The 22,053-nt window shown below is 56.3% G+C and carries 21 protein-coding genes; 14 read left to right on the forward strand and 7 right to left on the reverse strand.

Features of this window, described 5'->3' with window-relative positions:
• Window positions 1–208: 208 nt before the first annotated feature.
• Both ACMGG3_RS17810 and metB read right to left on the reverse strand, forming a co-directional pair.
• Window positions 209–2,641: a bifunctional aspartate kinase/homoserine dehydrogenase II gene (locus ACMGG3_RS17810; RefSeq protein ID WP_020883947.1), complete on the reverse strand. Its 2,433-nt coding sequence runs from the start codon at window positions 2,639–2,641 to the stop codon at window positions 209–211.
• A 2-nt stretch (window positions 2,642–2,643) separates the two neighbouring features.
• Window positions 2,644–3,804 carry a cystathionine gamma-synthase gene (gene metB, locus ACMGG3_RS17815; RefSeq protein ID WP_014172189.1) on the reverse strand — a complete coding sequence of 387 codons (1,161 nt, stop codon included), beginning with the start codon at window positions 3,802–3,804 and terminating at the stop codon, window positions 2,644–2,646.
• 276 nt (window positions 3,805–4,080) lie between these two features.
• On the opposite strand from metB, the gene metJ reads away from it, so the two are divergent.
• The gene (metJ, locus tag ACMGG3_RS17820; protein ID WP_007369220.1) at window positions 4,081–4,398 is read left to right on the forward strand and encodes a met regulon transcriptional regulator MetJ; all 318 of its coding nucleotides are present in this window, start codon (window positions 4,081–4,083) and stop codon (window positions 4,396–4,398) included.
• Window positions 4,399–4,446: 48 nt separating this feature from the next.
• Here metJ and rpmE read toward each other — a convergent pair whose 3' ends face one another.
• Window positions 4,447–4,659, reverse strand: a complete 213-nt coding sequence (gene rpmE, locus ACMGG3_RS17825; protein WP_003862040.1) for a 50S ribosomal protein L31 — start codon at window positions 4,657–4,659, stop codon at window positions 4,447–4,449.
• Window positions 4,660–4,859: 200 nt separating this feature from the next.
• On the opposite strand from rpmE, the gene priA reads away from it, so the two are divergent.
• The 7 genes from priA (at window position 4,860) to rraA (ending at window position 12,828) form a co-directional block, all read left to right on the forward strand.
• Window positions 4,860–7,055 (forward strand): primosomal protein N', encoded by a 2,196-nt coding sequence (priA, locus tag ACMGG3_RS17830; RefSeq protein WP_047742291.1) that lies wholly within the window; start codon window positions 4,860–4,862, stop codon window positions 7,053–7,055.
• Window positions 7,056–7,174: 119 nt separating this feature from the next.
• Complete coding sequence (cytR, locus tag ACMGG3_RS17835; protein WP_020883949.1) at window positions 7,175–8,200, forward strand: DNA-binding transcriptional regulator CytR; 1,026 nt, start codon at window positions 7,175–7,177, stop codon at window positions 8,198–8,200.
• 93 nt (window positions 8,201–8,293) lie between these two features.
• On the forward strand, window positions 8,294–9,295 hold the full coding sequence (gene ftsN / locus ACMGG3_RS17840; protein ID WP_414149348.1) for a cell division protein FtsN: 1,002 nt from the start codon (window positions 8,294–8,296) through the stop codon (window positions 9,293–9,295).
• Window positions 9,296–9,389: 94 nt separating this feature from the next.
• The gene (hslV, locus tag ACMGG3_RS17845; protein ID WP_014172194.1) at window positions 9,390–9,920 is read left to right on the forward strand and encodes an ATP-dependent protease subunit HslV; all 531 of its coding nucleotides are present in this window, start codon (window positions 9,390–9,392) and stop codon (window positions 9,918–9,920) included.
• 9 nt (window positions 9,921–9,929) lie between these two features.
• The gene (gene hslU / locus ACMGG3_RS17850; RefSeq protein WP_014172195.1) at window positions 9,930–11,261 is read left to right on the forward strand and encodes an HslU--HslV peptidase ATPase subunit; all 1,332 of its coding nucleotides are present in this window, start codon (window positions 9,930–9,932) and stop codon (window positions 11,259–11,261) included.
• A gap of 68 nt (window positions 11,262–11,329) precedes the next feature.
• Window positions 11,330–12,250 carry a 1,4-dihydroxy-2-naphthoate polyprenyltransferase gene (gene menA, locus ACMGG3_RS17855; protein ID WP_414149349.1) on the forward strand — a complete coding sequence of 307 codons (921 nt, stop codon included), beginning with the start codon at window positions 11,330–11,332 and terminating at the stop codon, window positions 12,248–12,250.
• 92 nt (window positions 12,251–12,342) lie between these two features.
• Entirely contained in the window at window positions 12,343–12,828 is a 486-nt protein-coding gene (gene rraA, locus ACMGG3_RS17860) for a ribonuclease E activity regulator RraA (RefSeq protein WP_014172197.1), read from the forward strand.
• Between the two features lie 60 nt (window positions 12,829–12,888).
• Here rraA and zapB read toward each other — a convergent pair whose 3' ends face one another.
• On the reverse strand, window positions 12,889–13,128 hold the full coding sequence (zapB, locus tag ACMGG3_RS17865; RefSeq protein WP_008501806.1) for a septal ring assembly protein ZapB: 240 nt from the start codon (window positions 13,126–13,128) through the stop codon (window positions 12,889–12,891).
• 398 nt (window positions 13,129–13,526) lie between these two features.
• Between zapB and ACMGG3_RS17870 the strand changes: the two genes are divergently transcribed.
• The 4 genes from ACMGG3_RS17870 to fpr all read left to right on the forward strand — a co-directional run bounded on the left by ACMGG3_RS17870 (window position 13,527) and on the right by fpr (window position 17,865).
• Window positions 13,527–14,372: an MIP/aquaporin family protein gene (locus ACMGG3_RS17870; protein WP_014885705.1), complete on the forward strand. Its 846-nt coding sequence runs from the start codon at window positions 13,527–13,529 to the stop codon at window positions 14,370–14,372.
• A 21-nt stretch (window positions 14,373–14,393) separates the two neighbouring features.
• Window positions 14,394–15,902 (forward strand): glycerol kinase GlpK, encoded by a 1,509-nt coding sequence (gene glpK, locus ACMGG3_RS17875; protein ID WP_014172201.1) that lies wholly within the window; start codon window positions 14,394–14,396, stop codon window positions 15,900–15,902.
• Window positions 15,903–16,011: 109 nt separating this feature from the next.
• Window positions 16,012–17,022 (forward strand): class II fructose-bisphosphatase, encoded by a 1,011-nt coding sequence (gene glpX / locus ACMGG3_RS17880; protein WP_032680075.1) that lies wholly within the window; start codon window positions 16,012–16,014, stop codon window positions 17,020–17,022.
• 96 nt (window positions 17,023–17,118) lie between these two features.
• Window positions 17,119–17,865 (forward strand): ferredoxin--NADP(+) reductase, encoded by a 747-nt coding sequence (gene fpr, locus ACMGG3_RS17885; protein WP_014172203.1) that lies wholly within the window; start codon window positions 17,119–17,121, stop codon window positions 17,863–17,865.
• Here the strand turns inward: fpr and ACMGG3_RS17890 are convergent, their stop codons facing one another.
• On the reverse strand, window positions 17,866–18,285 hold the full coding sequence (locus tag ACMGG3_RS17890) for a DUF805 domain-containing protein (protein ID WP_025202755.1): 420 nt from the start codon (window positions 18,283–18,285) through the stop codon (window positions 17,866–17,868).
• A 112-nt stretch (window positions 18,286–18,397) separates the two neighbouring features.
• Here ACMGG3_RS17890 and ACMGG3_RS17895 point away from each other — a divergent pair, with 112 nt between their 5' ends.
• Both ACMGG3_RS17895 and tpiA read left to right on the forward strand, forming a co-directional pair.
• Entirely contained in the window at window positions 18,398–18,994 is a 597-nt protein-coding gene (locus ACMGG3_RS17895) for a DUF1454 family protein (RefSeq protein ID WP_041162910.1), read from the forward strand.
• Window positions 18,995–19,105: 111 nt separating this feature from the next.
• The gene (tpiA, locus tag ACMGG3_RS17900; RefSeq protein ID WP_014172206.1) at window positions 19,106–19,873 is read left to right on the forward strand and encodes a triose-phosphate isomerase; all 768 of its coding nucleotides are present in this window, start codon (window positions 19,106–19,108) and stop codon (window positions 19,871–19,873) included.
• Window positions 19,874–19,906: 33 nt separating this feature from the next.
• Here the strand turns inward: tpiA and ACMGG3_RS17905 are convergent, their stop codons facing one another.
• Window positions 19,907–21,211, reverse strand: coding sequence for an SLC13 family permease (locus ACMGG3_RS17905; protein ID WP_025202752.1), 1,305 nt, complete (start codon window positions 21,209–21,211; stop codon window positions 19,907–19,909).
• Between the two features lie 73 nt (window positions 21,212–21,284).
• Entirely contained in the window at window positions 21,285–22,028 is a 744-nt protein-coding gene (locus ACMGG3_RS17910; protein WP_025202751.1) for a CDP-diacylglycerol diphosphatase, read from the reverse strand.
• Between the last annotated feature and the right edge of the window lie 25 nt (window positions 22,029–22,053).

The following is a 22,053-nucleotide window of genomic DNA, read 5'->3' on the forward strand; positions in this document are numbered from 1 at the left end:
CGTGTCATTGTGTGTTGTGTTTCGAACTTCTATACGTTTAGACGTCCAGATGTAAAAATGACGGAAAAGCGGAGGGACGTCAACAGAAATAATCGCCAGCAATGGTGAGGAATGCTCAGGGAAGATGAAGGGAGTTCATGATGGCGGGTGAGTGCGGTCTGATGCCCTCACCCTGTCCCTCTCCCACCGGGAGAGGGAACAAGAAAGATTACAGCAGTTTAGCCAGACGGTTGATGTCGGACTGGATGGCCCCGGCGGTCACATCGCGCCCCGCGCCCGGGCCACGGATCACCAGTGGGTTATCACGGTACCAGCGGCTTTCAATGGCGAAAACATTATCGCACGGCAGCAGTGCCGCCAGCGGATGTTCAGGACGAACCGCCTCGACACCCACACGTGCTTTTCCGTTCGCTTCGAAACGCGCCACGTAGCGCAGCACCAGGCCCATCTCGTTTGCCGCTTCCAGACGTTGCACCATCTGCTCGTTCAGCTCTTCGCCGTTCTCGAAGAAATGGTCGACAGAGTCGTCCTCACAGCCAGCAGGCACCAGCGACTCAACGCGGACGGCATCAGGTTCGATGTCATAACCGGCTTCGCGCGCCAGGATCACCAGCTTACGCATAACGTCTTTACCGGAGAGGTCAACGCGTGGGTCAGGTTCCGTTAAGCCCTGCTGCCATGCCTGATCCACCAGGTCAGTGAACGGCACGGTGCCATCAAACTGCAGGAACAGCCAGGAGAGCGTGCCGGAGAAGATGCCACTCAGCGCCAGAATGCTGTCGCCGCTTTCAATCAAATCACGCACGGTATGGTTAACCGGCAAGCCAGCGCCCACCGTGGCGTTATACAGCCAGTGACGGCCTGTCTTTTCAAACGCGTCGTGGATTTGACGGTACTTGTCCGTGCTGCTCGCCCCCGCCAGCTTATTGGCGCTAATAACATGGAAACCGTGGCTGGCGAAATCAAGATACTGATCGGCAAGCTGTTCACTGGCGGTCACGTCCAGCACCACCAGATCGTCATACGGGTGCGCGCGCATCCAGAGGAACAGTGACTCTTCATCCTGTTCAACCGCTTCATCGTTAAAGAAGGCCAGCGCCCGGCTGGCGTCCAGCCCTTCGTAGTTCAGCAGGCTGCGGCGGCTGTCCACCACGCCCGCGAGAATAAATTCAAACCCGGTACGCGCTGAGAGGGTCACCTGCTCGCGAGCGAACAGCTCCAGCCAGCGTGAGCCGATGTTTCCTTTACCAAACAGCACCAGTCCAATGCGTTTCTCCGCACGGAACAGAGAGGTATGCAGCCCCTGAATCAGACTCTCGGTGGGTCCTTTACGCAGTACGGCCACCAGGCTGATGCCCTCTTCCGACTGCCAGGTGAATTCAACCGGCTGGCCTTTCAGCTGCTGCCAGAAACGGTGGCAGTGCAGCGGGTTGCGGGTAACGCCCGCCCCCACCATCGCCACCAGCGCCAGACCCTGACGCAGGCGAAGCTCGCCCGGCAGGCCCGCTTCATCAAGAATTTTCAGGGCGCTGTCCGCCACTTCGGCCGTGTAGCAGAACTGCAGCAGCTGGCGATCGTTATGCACGCCAACGGCGAGCGGACGCACCTGGGCGCGTTTGAGGATCAGATCGATGTCTTTATGTGCCAGTTTGAAATCCTGGCCCGCCGGGACCTGGAACTCAATCAGGCAGATGTCGTCATGGCTGGTCACAATTCGCGCCCCCGTACCGGACGCCAGGACGCGTTCGATGCGGGTAGAGCCTTGATCCGGGGTGTAACTACAGCGCAGCTGCAGGTCGATGTCGCTCCCGGAAACCGGCTGTAGCGTACGCGCATGCAGAACCGGTGCCGCCAGGCGTGCCAGCTCGCTGGCCTCGTCCAGACGCAGCAGCGGCAGCAGGCAGGCATCTTTCACTTTACGCGGGTCAGCACTGTAGACACCGGCCACGTCGCTCCAGATGGTGACGCGGGAAACGCCTGCCAGCGCACCAATTTGCGTCGCTGAGTAGTCAGAGCCGTTACGTCCCAGCAGCACGGTTTCACCGGCACTGCTGCGGCTGATAAAGCCGGTCACCACAATACGTTTGCCCGGATGCTGAACCAGCAGCTGTTGCAGCAGCGGATATGACAAGCCTTCATCCACCTGCGGCTGAGCGGCGCGTTCGGCGCGCAGGAAGTCACGCGCGTCAAGCCAGGCTGCATCCACGCCCAGGTGTTGCAGCACGGCCGCCATCAGGCGCGCAGACCACACTTCACCGTGGCCGACCACCTCGGCATACACCGCGTCGGTAATACCGCTGTCCAGCAGGGCAGCCAGACGCTCAAGGTCATGCGTAAAGGCGCTAATCAATCCGTCCGCGACGTCCGCAGGCAGTAAGCCGGCAATCAGCTCACTCTGGTAACGACGTAAGGACTGTTGCACCTGATGCGCAGAGAGGCGATCGGTCTGACTCAGTTTGAGCCAGCTAATCAACTGGTTGGTGGTGCTGCCAGCCGCGGAGACAACCATCATGTCCCCCGGCTGCGAATACTCTGTCATGATCCCTGCGACACGCAGGTAACACTTCACATCAGCAAGACTACTACCACCAAACTTGTGCAGTTGACGACCCTTCGCCCCTGCCTGCGCTATCACACTCATGATTACCCCTTGGCTGCGACCCGGAAGCCATTTTCCAGATCGGCAATTAAATCTTCAGAATCTTCAATACCGGTCGAGATACGCAGCAGCGTCTCAGAAATACCGGCGGCGGCACGTGCTTCTGGTGCCATACCTGCGTGCGTCATGGTCGCGGCGTGGGAGATCAAGCTTTCAACCCCACCTAATGATTCCGCCAGCGTAAACAATGACAGCCCGCTCAGGAAGCGACGCAGCGTTTGCTCGTCACCGTCCAGTTCAAAACTTAACATCGCGCCAAATCCCTTTTGTTGACGCGCGGCAATCTCGTGCCCCTGGTTTTCCGGCAGCGACGGGTGATAGAGCTTTTTCACCAGCGGCTGGGTCTTCAGGAAATCGACAATCGCCTGAGCATTGCGCTGCGCCACTTCCATGCGCGGCGACAGCGTGCGGATACCGCGCAACAACAGGTAGCTGTCGAAAGCGCTCGCAGTGACGCCAATGTTATTGGCCCACCATGCCAGTTCGGTGACAACGTCGGGATCTTTTGCAATCACCACGCCCGCTACCACATCAGAATGACCGTTCAGATATTTTGTGCATGAATGCAATACCAGATCGGCACCCAGCGCAAGCGGGTTCTGAAGGGCCGGACTGAGGAAGGTATTATCCACTACACTTATCGCTCCCGCATCCCTTGCGCGCTGACAAATTTTCGCAATATCGACGACGCGCAACAATGGATTGCTTGGACTTTCCACCAGCACCAGCTTCGGTTTCTCTGCCAGCGCCTGTTTCAGCGCCTGTTCGTCGTTTTGATCGACAAACAGCACGCGGTAGCACCCGCGTTTTGCGAGGCTGTCAAACAGACGATAGCTACCACCGTAACAGTCGTGCGGTGCCACCAGCAGATCACCCGGCTTCAGAAATACCGTCGTCACCAGGTGAATCGCAGACATCCCGGTGTTGGTTAACACGGCGCCTGCACCGCCTTCCAGCTCCGCCAGCGTGCGCTGGGTTACGTCACGCGTCGGATTGCCGCGACGGGAGTAGTCATGCGCACGGGGTTCATTAAAACCGGTAAAATTGTAAGTACTGGAAAGATGAATTGGCGGGACAACACAGCCGTACTGCTCGTCATCATTTAATCCGCTACGCACTGCGATGGTGGCCTGTTTACGCGTCATGGTGAAGGCTTCCTGGCTAAAAGAGGTGAAAAGTCAGGCACCAGAGTAAACACTGAAAGTATGGACGTCAATACATCTGGACATCTAAACTTCTTTGCGTATAGATTGAGCAATGCGCAAATAGCCGTTAAAATTATATGCTTTAGTGCACGCTGCAGCGGCAATATCCGTGCCACGGTATCGTCTCTACGGTAAACTACGCTGGATTACGGTCAAAACTGGCGATGACGGGTTTTGCACCTTTAGATTAATGACTGAGAGGATTAAAGGTATCTCATGGCTGAATGGAGCGGCGAATATATCAGCCCATACGCTGAGCACGGTAAGAAGAGTGAGCAAGTAAAGAAAATTACGGTTTCCATTCCTCTGAAGGTGTTGAAGATCCTCACCGATGAACGTACGCGTCGTCAGGTGAACAACCTGCGCCACGCAACCAACAGCGAACTGCTGTGCGAAGCGTTTCTGCATGCGTTTACCGGTCAACCGTTGCCAAACGATGAAGATCTGCGCAAAGAGCGTAGTGATGAAATTCCGGAAGAGGCGAAGGTGATCATGCGTGAACTGGGTATCGACCCGGATACGTGGGAATACTGAGAAGCGGATACAAAAAAGGCACCTTGCGGTGCCTTTTTTTCGGGAAACTTACTTAGCGCCCGGGATGCTGAAACGCTTGTTGAAGCGGTCAACACGGCCACCGGTTGCAACATCACGCTGCTTACCAGTGTAGAACGGGTGGCATTTGCCGCACACGTCCAGGTTCAGATCGTGACCCACGGTAGAGCGGATCTGGATAGAGTTACCGCAAGAACAGTTTGCAGTAATCATTTCGTATTTCGGGTGAATATCTTTTTTCATGGGAGAACCTCAGTTAAGGCCGCGTCGCTCTTCCAGCCCTAACGCCAGACACCACGCGATGTTGAATGTAAGTTCTTTGGCGTAAAGTACACCAAAGGCGGCGAATCATACAGAATTTGACCAACGTATGCAAACTGATCCGCACGCCGCTTTCACTAATGTGTATACTAACGCGCCACTTTTCAAGTCAGGAAGATTCGATGCCCGTCGCTCACGTTGCCCTGCCCGTTCCGCTTCCCCGCACCTTTGACTATCTGCTGCCTGACAGCATGAGCGCCAAAGCGGGCTGTCGCGTGACCGTGCCATTTGGCAAACAGCAGCGTATTGGGATTGTGGTGTCGGTGAGCGATAAGAGCGAATTGCCGCTCAATGAGCTGAAAGCCGTCGCGGAGGTACTGGACAGCGAGCCCGTGTTCTCCACCAGCACCTGGCGGCTCCTGCTGTGGGCGGCAGATTATTACCATCACCCCATCGGCGATGTCCTGTTCCACGCCCTGCCTATTATGCTTCGTCAGGGTAAAAGTGCCAGCCACGCTCCCCTCTGGTACTGGTTTGCCACTGAAGAGGGTCAGGCGGTCGATATCAATAGCCTGAAACGCTCGCAGAAACAGCAGCAGGCGCTGGCGGCCTTGCGTCAGGGGAAAATCTGGCGACATCAGGTTGACGAGCTTGAGGTGAGCGAAACGGCGCTACAGGCCCTGCGCAAAAAAGGGCTGAGCGAACTGGCAAGCGAGGCGCCTGCCCTTTATGACTGGCGGGACAGTTTCTCCGTTTCAGGGGATCGTCTGCGACTCAACACCGAGCAGGCCACCGCCGTAGGAGCCATTCACAGCGCCTCCGATCATTTCTCCGCCTGGCTACTGGCAGGGGTCACCGGCTCCGGCAAAACAGAAGTGTATCTCAGCGTACTGGAAAACGTGCTCGCGCAGGGTAAACAGGCGCTGGTGATGGTTCCGGAAATCGGCCTTACGCCACAAACCATCGCCCGTTTTCGCGAGCGGTTTAATGCGCCGGTTGAAGTGTTACATTCGGGCCTGAACGACAGCGAGCGCCTCAGCGCCTGGCTGAAAGCCAAAAACGGCGAAGCGGCGATTGTGATTGGCACCCGTTCCTCGCTGTTTACGCCGTTTAAAAACCTCGGCGTTATCGTCATCGATGAAGAGCATGACAGCTCCTATAAGCAACAGGAAGGCTGGCGCTATCACGCCCGCGATCTGGCCGTTTATCGCGCCCACAGCGAGCAAATCCCGATTATTCTTGGCTCCGCGACGCCCGCCCTCGAAACGCTGCATAACGTTCGCCAGCGTAAATACCACATGCTGCGCCTGACGCGGCGCGCAGGGAACGCGCGCCCTGCCATTCAGCATGTGCTGGATCTAAAAGGCCAGCAGGTGCAGGCGGGGTTAGCGCCTGCGCTTATCACCCGGATGCGCCAGCATTTGCAGGCCGGTAATCAGGTCATTTTGTTCCTTAACCGCCGCGGGTTTGCCCCGGCGCTGCTGTGTCACGACTGCGGCTGGATTGCCGAATGCCCGCGCTGCGACCACTACTACACGTTCCATCAGGCCCAGCGCCATTTGCGCTGCCACCACTGCGACAGCCAGCGGCCGGTACCACGCCAGTGTCCGTCATGTGGCTCAACGCATATCGTGCCGGTCGGTCTGGGGACGGAGCAACTGGAAGAGGCCCTTAAGCCTTTCTTCCCTGACGTTCCTCTTTCCCGCATCGACCGTGACACCACCAGCCGCAAAGGGGCACTGGAACAGCAGCTGGCGGAAGTGCATCGCGGTGGCGCACGCATTCTGATTGGCACGCAGATGCTGGCCAAAGGGCACCACTTCCCGGACGTAACGCTGGTCGCCCTGCTGGACGTAGACGGCGCGCTGTTTTCGGCCGATTTTCGCTCAGCAGAACGTTTTGCCCAGCTTTATACCCAGGTTGCCGGACGTGCCGGTCGCGCAGGCAAACAGGGTGAGGTGGTTTTACAGACCCACCATCCTGAACATCCGTTACTGCAAACCCTGCTGCATAAAGGCTATGACGCGTTTGCGGAGCAGGCGCTGGCAGAACGCCAGACGATGCAGCTTCCGCCGTGGACCAGCCACGTCATCATTCGCGCAGAAGATCACAACAACCAGCAGGCACCGCTTTTCCTGCAGCAGCTGAGAAACCTCCTGCAGGCCAGTCCGCTGGTGGATAACCCGCTGTGGATACTGGGGCCGGTGCCGGCGCTGGCACCAAAGCGTGGTGGACGTTTCCGCTGGCAGATTTTGCTCCAGCACCCTTCGCGCATCCGCCTGCAACATATCGTCAGCGGCGCGCTGGTACTGATCAATACCCTACCGGAAGCGCGCAAAGTGAAGTGGGTGCTGGACGTTGATCCTATCGAAGGCTGAAGACGGATCGAAAAATTTAACGCTCCTCACACTTTTTATGAAAATTCTGTAACCGATTCCATTAACTATCTGTAAAAATGGTGGCGTCAGAAGTTCGGTGTTCAGGCGAGGAGAAGACGTTGAAGTCCAGGAAAGAGGTTGCCACGGCGACCATGAAAGACGTTGCCCAGAAAGCACAAGTCTCTACGGCAACCGTGTCCCGCGCATTAATGAACCCGGATAAAGTCTCCCAGGCGACCCGTAACCGGGTAGAGCAGGCTGCGCTGGAAGTGGGCTATTTCCCGCAGGCGATGGGACGAAACGTTAAACGCAATGAGTCGCGCACCATCCTGGTGATTGTGCCGGACATCTGCGATCCCTTCTTCAGCGAGATTATTCGTGGTATCGAAGTGACGGCGGCAGAGCAAGGTTATCTGGTGCTGATTGGCGACTGTGCTCACCAGAACCAGCAGGAAAAAACCTTTATCGATCTCATTATCACCAAGCAGATCGACGGCATGTTGCTGCTTGGGTCTCGCCTGCCGTTTGATGCCAGCATTGAAGAGCAGCGCAATTTACCGCCGATGGTAATGGCCAACGAGTTTGCACCCGAGCTGGAGCTGCCGACGGTACATATTGATAACCTGACCGCCGCGTTCAACGCCGTCAACTATCTTCAGGAGCTGGGGCACAAGCGTATTGGCTGCATTGCCGGGCCGGAAGAGATGCCATTGTGCCACTACCGCCTGCAGGGCTACGTTCAGGCACTGCGCCGTACCGGTGTCACCGTCGACCCGCACTACATTGCTCGCGGGGATTTCACCTTTGAAGCTGGTGGACAGGCGCTGGAGAAGCTGCTGGATCTGCCCGAGCCGCCGACCGCGGTGTTCTGTCACAGCGATGTGATGGCACTGGGGGCATTATCGTATGCGAAGCGCCGCGGCCTGCGCATACCGAAAGATTTGTCGATCATCGGATTCGATAATATTTCGCTGTCAGAATTTTGCGATCCTCCACTCTCGACCGTGGCGCAGCCGCGCTATGATATTGGGCGTGAAGCGATGCTTCTTCTGCTGGATCAACTGCATGGTCAAACAGTTAACAGCGGCTCGCGGTTGCTGGACTGTGAATTGATTGTGCGCGGTTCTACCCAGGCATTGACTTAAAGTAAATGTCTTTCAGACACCCTTATCTGGTCAAAGCCCCGCCGCTTAAGTAACATGGCGGGCTGACGAACGAATAAATACAGCGAAACGATAGTGGCACAACGAGATTATGTACGTCGCGGCCAGCCGGCACCTTCGCGACGCAAAAAGAGTAGCTCAAGGAAAAAGCAACGTAACCTGCCTGCTGTCTCGCCAGCGATGGTCGCTATTGCTGCGGCTGTAGTCGTGGCCTTTATTGGTGGTCTGTACTTTATCACGCACCATAAAAAAGAAGAGTCCGAGGCGCTTCAGGCCAACAAGGTTGCCGGAAACGGCCTTCCGCCGAAGCCTGAAGAGCGCTGGCGCTATATCAAAGAGCTGGAAAGCCGTCAGCCTGGCGTACGTGCGCCGACCGAACCTTCAGCGGGTGGCGAAGTGCAAAATGCCAGCCAGTTGACGGATGAACAGCGTCAGTTGCTGGCACAAATGCAGGCCGATATGCGCCAGCAGCCTACGCAGCTGAACGAAGTGCCGTGGAACGAGCAGACGCCGGAACAGCGTCAGCAAACGCTGCAGCGTCGTCAGGCGCAGCAGCAGCTCCAACAGCAACAGCAGCAACAACAGCAGTGGGCGCAAACCCAGCCAGTGCAGCAGCCTAAAACGCAGCCGCGGGTGACGGAACAGCCGTATCAGCAGCAAACGCGAACGGCGCAGTCCCAGCCAGTGCAGCAACCGCCGAAGGCCCAGCCGCAGAAACAGGCGGCTCAGCCGTATCAGGATCTGCTGCAGACGCCGGCGCATACCACTGCGCAGCAGCCGAAAACGCAGCAGGCCGCACCGGTAACCAAAGAGACCGATGCGCCGAAGCAGACTGCTGAGAAAAAAGACGAACGCCGCTGGATGGTTCAATGTGGTTCATTCAAAGGTGCTGAGCAGGCGGAAACGGTGCGCGCACAGCTGGCTTTTGAAGGGTTTGATTCACGCATTACCACCAATAACGGCTGGAATCGCGTGGTGATTGGCCCGGTCAAAGGCAAAGAAAATGCCGACGGAACCATTTCCCGTTTGAAAGTGGCGGGACACACAAACTGCATTCGACTCGCTACCGGGGGTTGAAACCCCCAAATTCCCCCCCATCTATCATTCTATTCAGCCCTGAGCACAGGCTCAGGGCTTCTGTTTCCCGATTCTGTAACCAGGGGGTCTGCTCGTGACAACAATAGTAAGTGTACGCCGTAACGGCCACGTGGTAATCGCCGGTGATGGCCAGGCCACGCTGGGTAATACCGTAATGAAAGGCAACGTGAAGAAAGTTCGTCGTTTATACAACGACAAAGTGATCGCCGGTTTTGCAGGCGGCACGGCTGACGCCTTCACGCTGTTCGAACTGTTTGAACGCAAACTGGAAATGCACCAGGGTCACCTGGTGAAAGCCGCCGTTGAGCTGGCGAAAGACTGGCGTACCGATCGCATGCTGCGCAAACTTGAAGCGCTGCTGGCGGTGGCCGATGAAACCGCTTCGCTTATCATCACCGGTAACGGTGACGTCATTCAGCCTGAAAACGACCTGATTGCTATTGGCTCTGGTGGCCCGTACGCCCAGGCTGCAGCCCGTGCGCTGTTGGAAAATACCGACATGAATGCGCGCGATATCGCGGTGAAGGCGTTGGATATTGCAGGTGATATCTGCATCTATACCAACCACAACCACACCATCGAAGAATTACCGTCTAAAGCGTAAGGATCTCCCATGTCTGAAATGACCCCACGCGAAATTGTCAGCGAACTGGACAAACATATTATCGGCCAGGACAACGCCAAGCGTTCCGTGGCTATTGCCCTGCGTAACCGCTGGCGCCGCATGCAGCTCGAAGAAGAGCTGCGCCATGAAGTGACGCCAAAAAACATTCTGATGATCGGCCCGACCGGTGTCGGTAAAACCGAAATTGCCCGTCGTCTGGCGAAACTGGCTAATGCCCCGTTTATCAAAGTCGAAGCCACCAAGTTCACCGAAGTGGGCTATGTGGGTAAAGAAGTGGACTCTATCATTCGCGATCTGACCGACTCGGCGATCAAAATGGTGCGCGTCCAGGCGATTGAGAAAAACCGCTACCGCGCCGAAGAGATGGCGGAAGAGCGCATTCTTGACGTCCTGATCCCACCGGCGAAGAACAACTGGGGCCAGGCTGAACAGCAGGCTGAGCCGTCAGCGGCACGTCAGGCGTTCCGCAAAAAACTGCGTGAAGGCGAGCTGGACGACAAAGAGATTGAGATCGATCTTGCTGCTGCCCCTATGGGTGTGGAAATCATGGCACCGCCTGGCATGGAAGAGATGACCAGCCAGCTGCAGTCCATGTTCCAGAACCTGGGCGGCCAGAAGCAGAAAGCGCGTAAGCTGAAAATCAAAGACGCCATGAAGCTGCTGATCGAAGAAGAAGCGGCGAAACTGGTGAACCCGGAAGAGCTGAAGCAGGATGCTATCGACGCGGTTGAGCAGCACGGTATCGTGTTTATCGACGAAATCGACAAAATCTGTAAGCGTGGCGAATCCTCAGGCCCGGATGTCTCCCGTGAAGGCGTTCAGCGCGACCTGCTGCCGCTGGTTGAAGGCTGCACCGTCTCCACCAAACACGGTATGGTCAAAACGGACCACATCCTGTTTATCGCCTCTGGCGCATTCCAGGTGGCGAAACCGTCTGACCTGATCCCGGAGCTGCAGGGTCGTCTGCCGATTCGCGTGGAGCTGCAGGCGCTGACCACTGAAGATTTCGAACGCATCCTGACCGAGCCAAATGCCTCTGTGACCGTACAGTACAAAGCGCTGATGGCAACCGAAGGTGTGAACATCGAGTTCACTGAAGACGGTATCAAACGCATCGCCCAGGCCGCCTGGCAGGTCAACGAAACCACCGAGAACATCGGTGCCCGTCGTCTGCACACCGTGCTGGAGCGCCTGATGGAAGATATCTCTTATGATGCGAGCGACCTGAACGGTCAAAGCATTACCATTGACGCAGAATATGTGGGTAAACACCTGGATGCGTTAGTGGCAGATGAAGATCTGAGCCGTTTTATCCTATAATCGCGGTTACTGCATTCTCATCACGTTTAATGGGGGCTAAAGCCCCCATTTTTATTGGCTAAATTACTATGACTGACATCAGCCGTACTCAGGCGTGGCTCGAAAGTCTGCGCCCTAAAACTCTTCCTCTGGCCTTTGCCGCCATTATCGTCGGTACGGCGCTTGCCTGGTGGCAAGGCTATTTCGATCCGCTGGTTGCCGGGCTGGCACTGATTACCGCCGGTCTGCTGCAAATTCTCTCCAATCTCGCCAACGACTATGGCGATGCGGTTAAAGGCAGCGACAAACCCGACCGTATCGGGCCACTGCGCGGTATGCAGAAAGGGGTCATTACCCAGGCGCAGATGAAGCGCGCGCTGATCATCACCGTGGCGCTGATTTGTCTTTCCGGCCTGGCGCTGGTAACGGTCGCGTCTAAAACCCCCAGCGATTTCATTGGTTTCCTGGTACTGGGTTTGCTCGCCATTATTGCCGCCATTACCTATACCGTCGGTACCCGCCCTTACGGGTATATTGGGCTGGGTGATATCTCCGTGCTGGTGTTCTTCGGCTGGCTGAGCGTGATGGGGAGCGGGTACTTACAGGCACATACCCTGATCCCGGCCCTGTTCCTGCCGGCAACCGCCTGCGGCATGCTGGCGACGGCGGTGCTTAACATCAACAACCTGCGCGATATCGACAACGACCGTGAGAACGGCAAAAACACGCTGGCCGTGCGTCTGGGGCCCGTTAATGCACGCCGTTATCATGCGTGTCTGCTGCTGGGCGCTCTGCTGTGCCTGGCGCTGTTTAACGTTATCTCGCTGCACAGCATATGGGGCTGGCTGTTTGTACTCGCCGCACCGCTGCTGATTAAGCAGGCGCGATTCGTCATGCGTGAACTCAGCCCTGCGGCCATGCCGCCAATGCTGGAGCGTACGGTAAAAGGGGCACTGCTGACTAACCTGTTGTTCGTCATCGGGATTGTCTTAAGTCAGACGCTGGGTTAACTGACAAATATCAATTAACAATTGATGATTTTGCCAACAACGCATTTAGCACGATATACTGAACACATTCGCAGCAACTGAGCGTTAAACCTATGAAATACGATACCTCCGAGCTTTGTGACATCTACCAGGAAGATGTCAACGTCGTTGAACCGCTGTTCTCCAACTTTGGTGGGCGGTCGTCGTTTGGCGGACAAATCGTCACGGTGAAATGTTTCGAGGATAACGGGTTGCTCTATGATCTGCTCGAACAGAACGGCCGTGGCCGCGTTCTGCTGGTTGATGGCGGGGGCTCCGTACGTCGTGCCCTCATTGATGCTGAACTCGCCCGTCTTGCCGTACAGAACGAGTGGGAAGGCATTGTGGTGTATGGCTCAGTGCGCCAGGTGGACGATCTCGAAGACCTGGACATTGGCATTCAGGCTATCGCGGCCATTCCGGTGGGTGCTGCGGGTGAAGGTATCGGCGAAAGCGACGTGCGCGTCAATTTCGGCGGCGTGACCTTCTTCTCCGGTGACCATCTCTATGCCGATAACACCGGGATTATCCTTTCCGAAGATCCGCTGGATATCGAGTAATAAAAAAAGCCGGGTGGCGGCGACGCCTTACCCGGCCTGTTCTGCATTTCCCGAAAGAAATTACACTTCTTCCATACGCCCCAGCAGCGCCTGCAGACGATCCTGCCAGCCATTCTGCTGTTCACGCAGCTGGTTGTTTTCGCGCTCCAGTTCTTCACGGCTGTGCTGGGCGTTCTGAACTTCCTGCGCCAGGCTGTTGTTCTTCTCTTTCAGCTCTTCAATTTCCATCTGCAGCAGCGTGATGGTGTCAATCGCCTGCTGTACTTTCGATTCCAGTTTCTCAAACACTTCTAAAGACATGATCCTACCTCTCCTGAATTGCAAGGCGACGCTTTAACGTAAACGCGCACAACAGATATGCCGATTGTATGAAGCCCCGTCGCCCCTGTCCAGCGGCAGACCGCGCAGATCGTGGTTTGCAACACTTTTCGGCCTCGTCCTGGTGCGTTCGCGGCATATACCCCTAAATTGTTAACTGATTCGTTAATGAAATGATTCAGCTCACATTTTGCTATTGGTGTAAAAATGCGCTTTATGGCGCGAAAACGCTCATTTTATTGACGCAGACCACACATTTTGATTTCGATATTTCTCGTTTTTGCTCGTTAACGATAAATTAACACTATGTCTACAGGGCATCGTGGCTGTCACGGGCGGTCATGCTAACAATAAACATCAATTTCTTCAGGATTCCGATTATGAGTCAGACATCAACCTTAAAAGGCCAGTGCATTGCCGAGTTCCTTGGTACCGGGTTGTTGATATTCTTCGGAGTGGGCTGTGTTGCTGCACTGAAAGTGGCGGGTGCCAGTTTCGGTCAGTGGGAAATCAGTATTATCTGGGGTCTGGGCGTGGCGATGGCCATCTACCTGACCGCAGGGGTTTCCGGCGCACATCTTAACCCGGCGGTGACCATCGCGCTGTGGCTGTTCGCGTGCTTCGACGGACGCAAAGTTGTTCCCTTCATCCTTTCTCAGTTTGCCGGCGCGTTTTGCGCAGCGGCGTTAGTTTACGGGCTTTATTACAATCTTTTCATCGACTTCGAACAGACACATCATATGGTGCGTGGCAGTGTCGAAAGTCTGGATCTGGCAGGCATTTTCTCAACCTATCCCAACCCGCATATCAATTTTGTGCAGGCGTTCGCAGTTGAAATGGTGATTACCGCTATTCTGATGGGGGTTATCCTGGCGCTGACCGACGACGGAAACGGCATTCCGCGCGGCCCGCTGGCACCGCTGCTGATTGGCCTGCTGATTGCGGTGATCGGTGCATCCATGGGCCCGCTGACCGGGTTTGCGATGAACCCGGCGCGTGATATCGGACCTAAAGCTTTTGCCTTTATCGCAGGATGGGGCGACGTGGCCTTCACCGGCGGTAAAGATATCCCTTACTTCCTGGTACCGCTGTTTGCACCGGTTGTCGGGGCTGCGCTGGGTGCATTTAGCTACCGCAAATTAATTGGTCGCCATTTACCGTGCGACACCTGTGTGGAAGAGGAGAAGGAAACGACTTCTACCGCACAACAAAAAGCTTCGCTGTAATCTGACTACGGGACACATACCATGACCGAAAAAAAATATATCGTTGCGCTCGACCAGGGCACTACCAGCTCCCGCGCTGTCGTAATGGATCATGACGCGAATATCGTCAGCGTGTCACAGCGCGAATTTGAGCAAATCTATCCTCGTCCAGGCTGGGTCGAACACGACCCTATGGAGATCTGGGCTTCACAAAGCTCCACGCTGGTAGAAGTGCTGGCGAAAGCCGATATCAGTTCCGACGAGATTGCCGCTATCGGTATTACCAACCAGCGTGAAACCACTATCGTCTGGGAGCGCGAAACCGGTAAGCCCATTTACAATGCCATCGTCTGGCAGTGCCGCCGTACGTCAGAAATCTGCGAACAGCTGAAGCGCGACGGTATGGAAGACTATGTACGTAGCGCAACCGGTCTGGTCGTTGACCCGTATTTCTCCGGTACCAAAGTGAAATGGATCCTCGACCACGTTGAGGGTTCACGTGAACGTGCAAAACGCGGTGAGCTGCTGTTCGGTACCGTCGACACCTGGCTTATCTGGAAGATGACCCAGGGGCGTGTCCACGTCACTGATTACACCAACGCCTCGCGCACCATGCTGTTCAACATCAATACCCTGGAGTGGGATGACAAGATGCTGGACGCGCTGGATATCCCGCGCGCGATGTTGCCAGAAGTCCGCAAATCTTCTGAAGTTTACGGTCAGACCAATATCGGCGGCAAAGGCGGCACGCGTATTCCAATCGCCGGTATTGCCGGTGACCAGCAGGCGGCGCTGTTTGGCCAGCTGTGCGTTAAGGAAGGGATGGCGAAAAACACCTACGGTACCGGCTGCTTTATGCTGATGAACACCGGTGAGAAAGCGGTGAAATCAGAAAACGGCTTGCTGACCACCATCGCCTGCGGCCCACGCGGTGAAGTGAACTATGCGCTGGAAGGTGCGGTGTTCATGGCAGGCGCGTCTATTCAGTGGCTGCGTGACGAGATGAAACTCATCAGCGATGCGTTTGACTCCGAGTATTTCGCAACCAAAGTGAAGGACACCAACGGCGTGTATGTGGTTCCGGCCTTTACCGGTCTGGGTGCCCCCTACTGGGACCCGTATGCACGCGGCGCGATTTTCGGCCTGACCCGTGGGGTAAACTCGAACCACATTATCCGCGCGACGCTGGAATCCATCGCTTATCAGACGCGCGACGTACTGGAAGCAATGCAGGCTGACTCCGGCATTCGTCTGCACGCCCTGCGCGTGGACGGCGGCGCCGTTGCCAACAACTTCCTGATGCAGTTCCAGTCCGACATTCTGGGCACCCGCGTAGAGCGCCCGGAAGTACGTGAAGTCACCGCGCTGGGTGCGGCGTACCTCGCAGGTCTGGCTGTCGGCTTCTGGCAGAATCTGGATGAACTGCAGGAAAAAGCGGTTATCGAACGCGAATTCCGCCCTGGCATCGAAACCACTGAGCGTAACTACCGCTACAGCGGCTGGAAGAAAGCGGTGAAACGCGCCCTGGCGTGGGAAGAGCACGAGCAGTAATTTCTCCCCTCACCCTTCCCCTCTCCCCGCCGGGGAGAGGGGACCGACCGCACCCACTCTCACTCTGTGATAAACTTCGTGCAATTCCTTTTGATTGCACGAGAACCTCATGAAACGTGAACTGGCTATCGAGTTTTCCCGCGTCACCGAAGCTGCCGCACTGGCGGGCTATAAATGGCTCGGCCGTGGCGACAAAAATACCGCAGACGGTGCGGCTGTCCATGCCATGCGCATTGTGCTTAACCAGGTCAATATCGATGGCACCATCGTCATTGGCGAAGGCGAGATCGACGAAGCGCCAATGCTCTATATCGGTGAGAAAGTGGGCACCGGCAAAGGTGATGCCGTGGATATCGCCGTCGACCCGATTGAGGGTACCCGCATGACGGCAATGGGCCAGGCCAACGCGCTGGCCGTGCTGGCGGTAGGGGACAAAGGCTGTTTCCTCAACGCACCGGATATGTACATGGAAAAGCTGATTGTCGGCCCCGGCGCCAAAGGGGCTATCGACCTGAGCCTGCCGCTGGAAGAGAATCTGCGTAACGTTGCCAGGGCGCTGGAAAAACCGCTTAGCGCGCTCACCGTGACCATTCTGGCGAAACCGCGCCACGATGCCACCATTGCCCAGTTGCAACAGCTCGGCGTGCGCGTCTTTGCCATCCCGGATGGCGACGTGGCAGCATCTATCCTGACCTGCATGCCAGACAGCGAAGTGGATGTGCTTTACGGCATTGGCGGCGCGCCGGAAGGTGTGGTCTCCGCCGCGGTGATCCGCGCTCTGGATGGCGACATGCAGGCCCGTCTGTTGCCCCGTCATGAAGTCAAAGGCGACAGCGAAGAGAATCGCCGTATTGGGGAAGAAGAGCTGGCACGCTGCGAAGCGATGGGTATTGAAGCCAACAAGGTGCTTGCGCTGGATGACATGGCGCGCAGCGACAACGTTGTCTTCTCCGCAACCGGCATCACCAAAGGTGACCTGCTGGATGGCATCACCCGTAAGGGCAATATGGCCACCACCGAAACCCTGCTGATCCGCGGTAAATCGCGCACCATTCGCCGCATTCGGTCTGTTCACTATCTGGATCGTAAAGACCCTGACGTGCAGGCGCACATTCTGTAAAACCGTTTGATCGATAGAGCTTTCCGGCCCAAATGGGCTGGAAATCTTCACCACAAGTCCGGAAGATAGAACAGAGAAAAAGCACAGGAGAAGATCATGGCGGACTGGGTAACAGGTAAAGTCACAAAGATACAGTTCTGGACCGATGCGCTATTTAGTCTCACCCTGCATGCTCCCGTCCACCCGTTTACGGCCGGGCAATTTGCGAAGCTGGGGCTGGATGTTGACGGCGAGCGCGTGCAGCGCGCCTATTCCTACGTTAATGCCCCCGATAACCCGGATCTCGAGTTCTATCTGGTTACCGTCCCGGACGGCAAACTCAGCCCACGCCTTGCCGCGCTTAAGCCCGGTGACGATGTGCAAATTGTGAGTGAAGCGGCCGGTTTCTTCGTGCTGGACGAAATCCCGGACTGCGACACCCTCTGGATGCTGGCAACCGGCACGGCCATTGGCCCCTATCTCTCTATTTTGCAGTACGGCAAAGACCTTGAGCGCTTTAAAAACATCGTGCTGGTTCACGCCGCGCGCTATGCCGCAGACTTGAGCTATCTTCCGCAGATGCAGGCGCTGGAAAAGCAGTACGGCGGGAAACTGAAAATTCAGACCGTGGTCAGCCGCGAAACCGCAGCAGGTTCACTGACGGGCCGCGTACCGGCATTGATTGAGAGTGGTGCACTGGAAGACGCAATTGGCTTGCCGATGAGCGCTGAAACCAGCCACGTCATGCTGTGTGGCAACCCGCAGATGGTTCGCGACACGCAGCAGCTTCTGAAGGATACCCGGCAGATGACGAAACATCTTCGCCGCCGGCCGGGCCATATGACTGCCGAACACTACTGGTGATCAGCGGTATTTCACCTCAAGGGTGTCTTTGCCGTATTTGTTTTCGCTCTGGGTGCCGATAAACGCGCCCAGATCGACCACCATCATGACAAAAATAATGGTTGGTAGCAGTCTGCCCACCACCCAGGGAAGGATGGACGGAAGTATCGACCAGTTCCCGGCCACCAGCATCCACGCCAGAATAATCAGAAAAGCCCACGCGCCGGAACGGCCGCGATCGTGCAGACGTTTCACCACCACGGCCGCGGTTGGCCACAGCAAACAGACCAGCGCAAACGCCGCCGTTTGTGTGCTGAGCCATGCGTTGAAGGCCACGAAAAACAGAAGCAGCATGGCAACGATCCACGTCGCCATCCAGATCCAGAAGTCACGGCGTCCAATACGCCCTTTGAATGAAAACAACCACTGCTGTATGGTCATGTAAGGTTCCTTATTATCATATAGCGCGCATTTTACCCTGGAGTTGTGACCTTTTGACAAGCCGATCAGATATCGATTTAATCATGAACACTTACGGCCAGGGGCAATGTTGATGAAAAGTTCGGCACGTTCTCTTTTCCTGTGTTTAGCGATGCTCATCGCGGGTGTCCCCCTGCACGCCGCCGAAACCACTGCCCCGACGACAGCCCCCTATCTGCTGGCAGGTGCGCCCTCGTTCGATCAGTCAATCAGCCAGTTTCGTGAAACCTTCAATAAAACCAACCCCACGCTACCGCTGGATGAATTCCGCGCCATTGACAGCTCCCGGGATACGCCAACCCTGACCCGGGCTGCGAGCAAGATTAACGAGAATTTATATGCCTCCACTGCGCTGGAGCGCGGCACGCTAAAAATCAAAAGCATGCAGATAACCTGGCTGCCGATTCAGGGGCCAGAGCAGAAAGCCGCTAAGGCAAAAGCGCTCGAGTACATGAGCGCGATACTGCAGGCTTTTACGCCCGCACTGACCAAAAAGCAAAGCCAGCAAAAGCTGCAAAAACTTCTCACCGCCGGTAAAAACAAGCGTTACTACGCCGATACCGAAGGGGCCATACGCTATGTGGTGGCAGATAACGGCGAAAAAGGACTGACCTTCGCTGTTGAACCGATTAAGCTGGCACTATCAGACACACTCGGCGGGTCGAATTAATGACAAAAAGCAAAGCCTTTCGAGGGAAAATCTCTATACTGATTCACAGACCATGCTGCCCGACAGGGCGGCCATATTCCTTAATTCGCTAATTTAGCGTGGAGAATTGAAATGCGACATCCTTTAGTGATGGGTAACTGGAAACTGAACGGCAGCCGCCACATGGTAAACGAACTGGTTGCGAACCTGCGTAAAGAGCTGGCGGGCGTGACGGGCTGCGCGGTTGCTATCGCTCCGCCGGATATGTACCTGGATCTGGCTAAACATGCCGCTGATGGCAGCCACATCATTCTGGGCGCACAGAACGTTGACGTTAACCTGTCAGGCGCATTCACCGGTGAAACCTCTGCTGAAATGCTGAAAGATATCGGCGCGAAATACATCATCATCGGCCACTCTGAGCGTCGCACTTACCACAAAGAATCCGACGAATTTATCGCGAAGAAATTCGCGGTGCTGAAAGAGCAGGGTCTGATCCCGGTTCTGTGCATCGGTGAAACCGAAGCCGAAAACGAAGCAGGCAAAACGGAAGAAGTGTGTGCTCGTCAGATCGACGCCGTGCTGAAAACGCAGGGTGCTGCCGCATTCGAAGGCGCGGTTATCGCGTACGAACCCGTCTGGGCGATCGGTACCGGCAAATCAGCGACCCCTGCGCAGGCACAGGCGGTTCACAAATTTATCCGTGACCACATTGCTAAAGCGGACGCGAAAGTGGCTGAGCAGGTAATTATTCAGTACGGCGGTTCCGTTAACGCATCCAACGCTGCTGAGCTGTTCACCCAGCCAGACATCGATGGCGCGCTGGTTGGCGGCGCATCCCTGAAAGCTGACGCTTTCGCGGTGATCGTTAAAGCAGCAGAAGCGGCTAAACAGGCGTAAAAACCGACTTCCCTCCCCCACCGGGGAGGGAAATTACACTTTCCCCAGCACGCTAAACCACAGATAATCCAGCGGCAGCAGCACCAGATACGTTGCAATCGCCAGCGCCAGACAGAGCAACATCCCCGCCTTTGCAGGCACCTTCCCTAAACCCATTGCCACCACAATCGGCGACGCCTGATACGGCAGCAGCGGCGTGGAATACCCCAGTACCTGAATCATGATCACCGACAACAGCGGGAAACCGGTGGCGTCCGAAAAACTCTGTGCCAGCGTGGTGTACAACGCCGGTACACCGTTCGCGGTCATAATGAAGTTGAGCGCCGTGGTAATACCGGTAAGCGCCAGGAAGCTGGTGAACGGTCTGTTGGCATCAAGCGGCATAATCCGCAATAACGCCTCCCCCACCGCGGAACCGATACCCGTTTGGGTCACTACAATCGCCAGCCCGAGAATCCCCGCCACGTAAATGCAGGTGCGCATGTTCACTCCCGCAGAAAACTCTTCACCGGTGATAAACCCGACGCGTGGCAGCATGACGATGACCGACGCCGCAAGACCCGTCCACGCCGGTCCAACGCCGTGCCAGCTCTCTGTCACCCACATCCCCAGCACCACCGCCAGCAGCCAGGCGAGACGCTTTTCATCCCGGCCCATCGGTTCAGACGGCGTAAGATCGGTGGCCGGTTTCGGGCTGCCGGGGAACAACCAGCAGATCAGGCCGATCAGAATGCCCCCTTTCAGGATCCCGAGGACGGGTGTATGCAGCAGCAGATATGGGACATAGTTCAGATGGATCCCGTACGAGCCCTCCGCGGCGCCACTCATCACCAGATTCGGCACGTTGGCAGGCAGGATGGTCGCCGAGAGCTGGAAGGTTCCGAACCCGACGGCCAGCGCCAGGCCATACCACGCGCGGGAACCGTCGGGGATGGCGGCCCTTTTGGCCATGGCGGCGACAATCGGCATCAGCAGCGCGATACGGCCCATATTCGACGGCATCACAAACGCCAGCGCGTAGCTCAGCCCCACCACGCTTGCCACCATCAATACCCACGAATCCGTGAGTTTTGCCGACAGCGCCCGTGCGGCCCTGTCCGCCAGACCGGTTTTACGGATTGCCACCCCCAGCACGAAGCCGCTAAACACTAACCAGAATGCAGACGAGGCAAAACCACCAAAAATCACCTCCGCCGGGGCGATTCTGGCGGTCATCGCTGCCGTGAAAAACAGCAGCGCGGTGATAAATTCCGGCAATAGCGACGTCGCCCACAGCACGATGGTGACGCCGACTATCAATGAGGGCACAAACAGAGGATGCGTTAACCAGAGCGACATTCCTGTCTCCTGTCGTTTTTTTCAGCAAGTCTACGGCGACAGGCAGGACGAGTAAACGCTATTTATGGTGAGGTCACTTCAGGATATCGCATTGATGATCCTGCAATTCCTCAGCCGACGCGCGATTCAGGGTCAGCAAGTTACGTTCGGTCGCCAGTAAGACAAACGATCCATCCGACTGCTGCGCCATGGCCAGCGCGAAGCGCCCCATATGGTCACGCGCTTCCGGCAGCTCTTCAGCCAGCATCATAAACGGACTGCGCTGTACCAGCTCATTTTCCGTCACGCGACGGGCGAGGTACTCATGCCCTTCCAGCCCGCCCGGGAACGGTAACCACTGGGTACTGATTTGCCCCTGCGCAGCATTAAGCTTCTCGCGCACGTCCGGGCGCAGGCAGGAGATATGGATATGAAAATGGTTCTGCGTACGGCCTGTCGGGGAGTTAATGGTGAGCGAAATTGCGCTGTCCGGCACCTCGGCCCCGCGCTTCATGCTCATAAAGTTGCGTGACTGCCAGGCCAGCCAAAAGAAGTTGGGCGTATTCGGCTCGGTCAACAGCGGGCTTTCGGTTCCTTTGATACGGTAAGTCGGCATCAGGAGATACTGCAGCGGCCCGTTGCGGTCTTTAAACACCACATAACCCGCATCAGGCTTCACCTGCGCGCACGGGGCCGGGTTACGGTGCTGGAGTTGATTCGGCAGACACTGGTCGAGAACGATATGACGCAACGCATTCGGATTACCCGCTTTCATCCAGTACCAGCCACCCGCGGCAAGAATGATGACAACCAGAATCAGTAATAGTATTTTTTTCACAATGCGTTCCCTGTTTTCGATAGTG

Origin of the sequence: Enterobacter sp. BNK-18 (assembly GCF_047456135.1) — a bacterium.
In the GTDB taxonomy this organism is placed as follows: domain Bacteria; phylum Pseudomonadota; class Gammaproteobacteria; order Enterobacterales; family Enterobacteriaceae; genus Enterobacter; species Enterobacter ludwigii.

Bases quoted from the DNA above. Each gene is read 5' to 3' on its own strand.
- ACMGG3_RS17810 (WP_020883947.1), bottom strand. From the start codon at position 2,641: ATGAGTGTGATAGCGCAGGCAGGGGCGAAGGGTCGTCAACTGCACAAG.
- metB (WP_014172189.1), bottom strand. From the start codon at position 3,804: ATGACGCGTAAACAGGCCACCATCGCAGTGCGTAGCGGATTAAATGAT.
- metJ (WP_007369220.1), top strand. From the start codon at position 4,081: ATGGCTGAATGGAGCGGCGAATATATCAGCCCATACGCTGAGCACGGT.
- rpmE (WP_003862040.1), bottom strand. From the start codon at position 4,659: ATGAAAAAAGATATTCACCCGAAATACGAAATGATTACTGCAAACTGT.
- priA (WP_047742291.1), top strand. From the start codon at position 4,860: ATGCCCGTCGCTCACGTTGCCCTGCCCGTTCCGCTTCCCCGCACCTTT.
- hslU (WP_014172195.1), top strand. From the start codon at position 9,930: ATGTCTGAAATGACCCCACGCGAAATTGTCAGCGAACTGGACAAACAT.
- menA (WP_414149349.1), top strand. From the start codon at position 11,330: ATGACTGACATCAGCCGTACTCAGGCGTGGCTCGAAAGTCTGCGCCCT.
- rraA (WP_014172197.1), top strand. From the start codon at position 12,343: ATGAAATACGATACCTCCGAGCTTTGTGACATCTACCAGGAAGATGTC.
- zapB (WP_008501806.1), bottom strand. From the start codon at position 13,128: ATGTCTTTAGAAGTGTTTGAGAAACTGGAATCGAAAGTACAGCAGGCG.
- ACMGG3_RS17870 (WP_014885705.1), top strand. From the start codon at position 13,527: ATGAGTCAGACATCAACCTTAAAAGGCCAGTGCATTGCCGAGTTCCTT.
- glpK (WP_014172201.1), top strand. From the start codon at position 14,394: ATGACCGAAAAAAAATATATCGTTGCGCTCGACCAGGGCACTACCAGC.
- glpX (WP_032680075.1), top strand. From the start codon at position 16,012: ATGAAACGTGAACTGGCTATCGAGTTTTCCCGCGTCACCGAAGCTGCC.
- fpr (WP_014172203.1), top strand. From the start codon at position 17,119: ATGGCGGACTGGGTAACAGGTAAAGTCACAAAGATACAGTTCTGGACC.
- ACMGG3_RS17890 (WP_025202755.1), bottom strand. From the start codon at position 18,285: ATGACCATACAGCAGTGGTTGTTTTCATTCAAAGGGCGTATTGGACGC.
- ACMGG3_RS17895 (WP_041162910.1), top strand. From the start codon at position 18,398: ATGAAAAGTTCGGCACGTTCTCTTTTCCTGTGTTTAGCGATGCTCATC.
- tpiA (WP_014172206.1), top strand. From the start codon at position 19,106: ATGCGACATCCTTTAGTGATGGGTAACTGGAAACTGAACGGCAGCCGC.
- ACMGG3_RS17905 (WP_025202752.1), bottom strand. From the start codon at position 21,211: ATGTCGCTCTGGTTAACGCATCCTCTGTTTGTGCCCTCATTGATAGTC.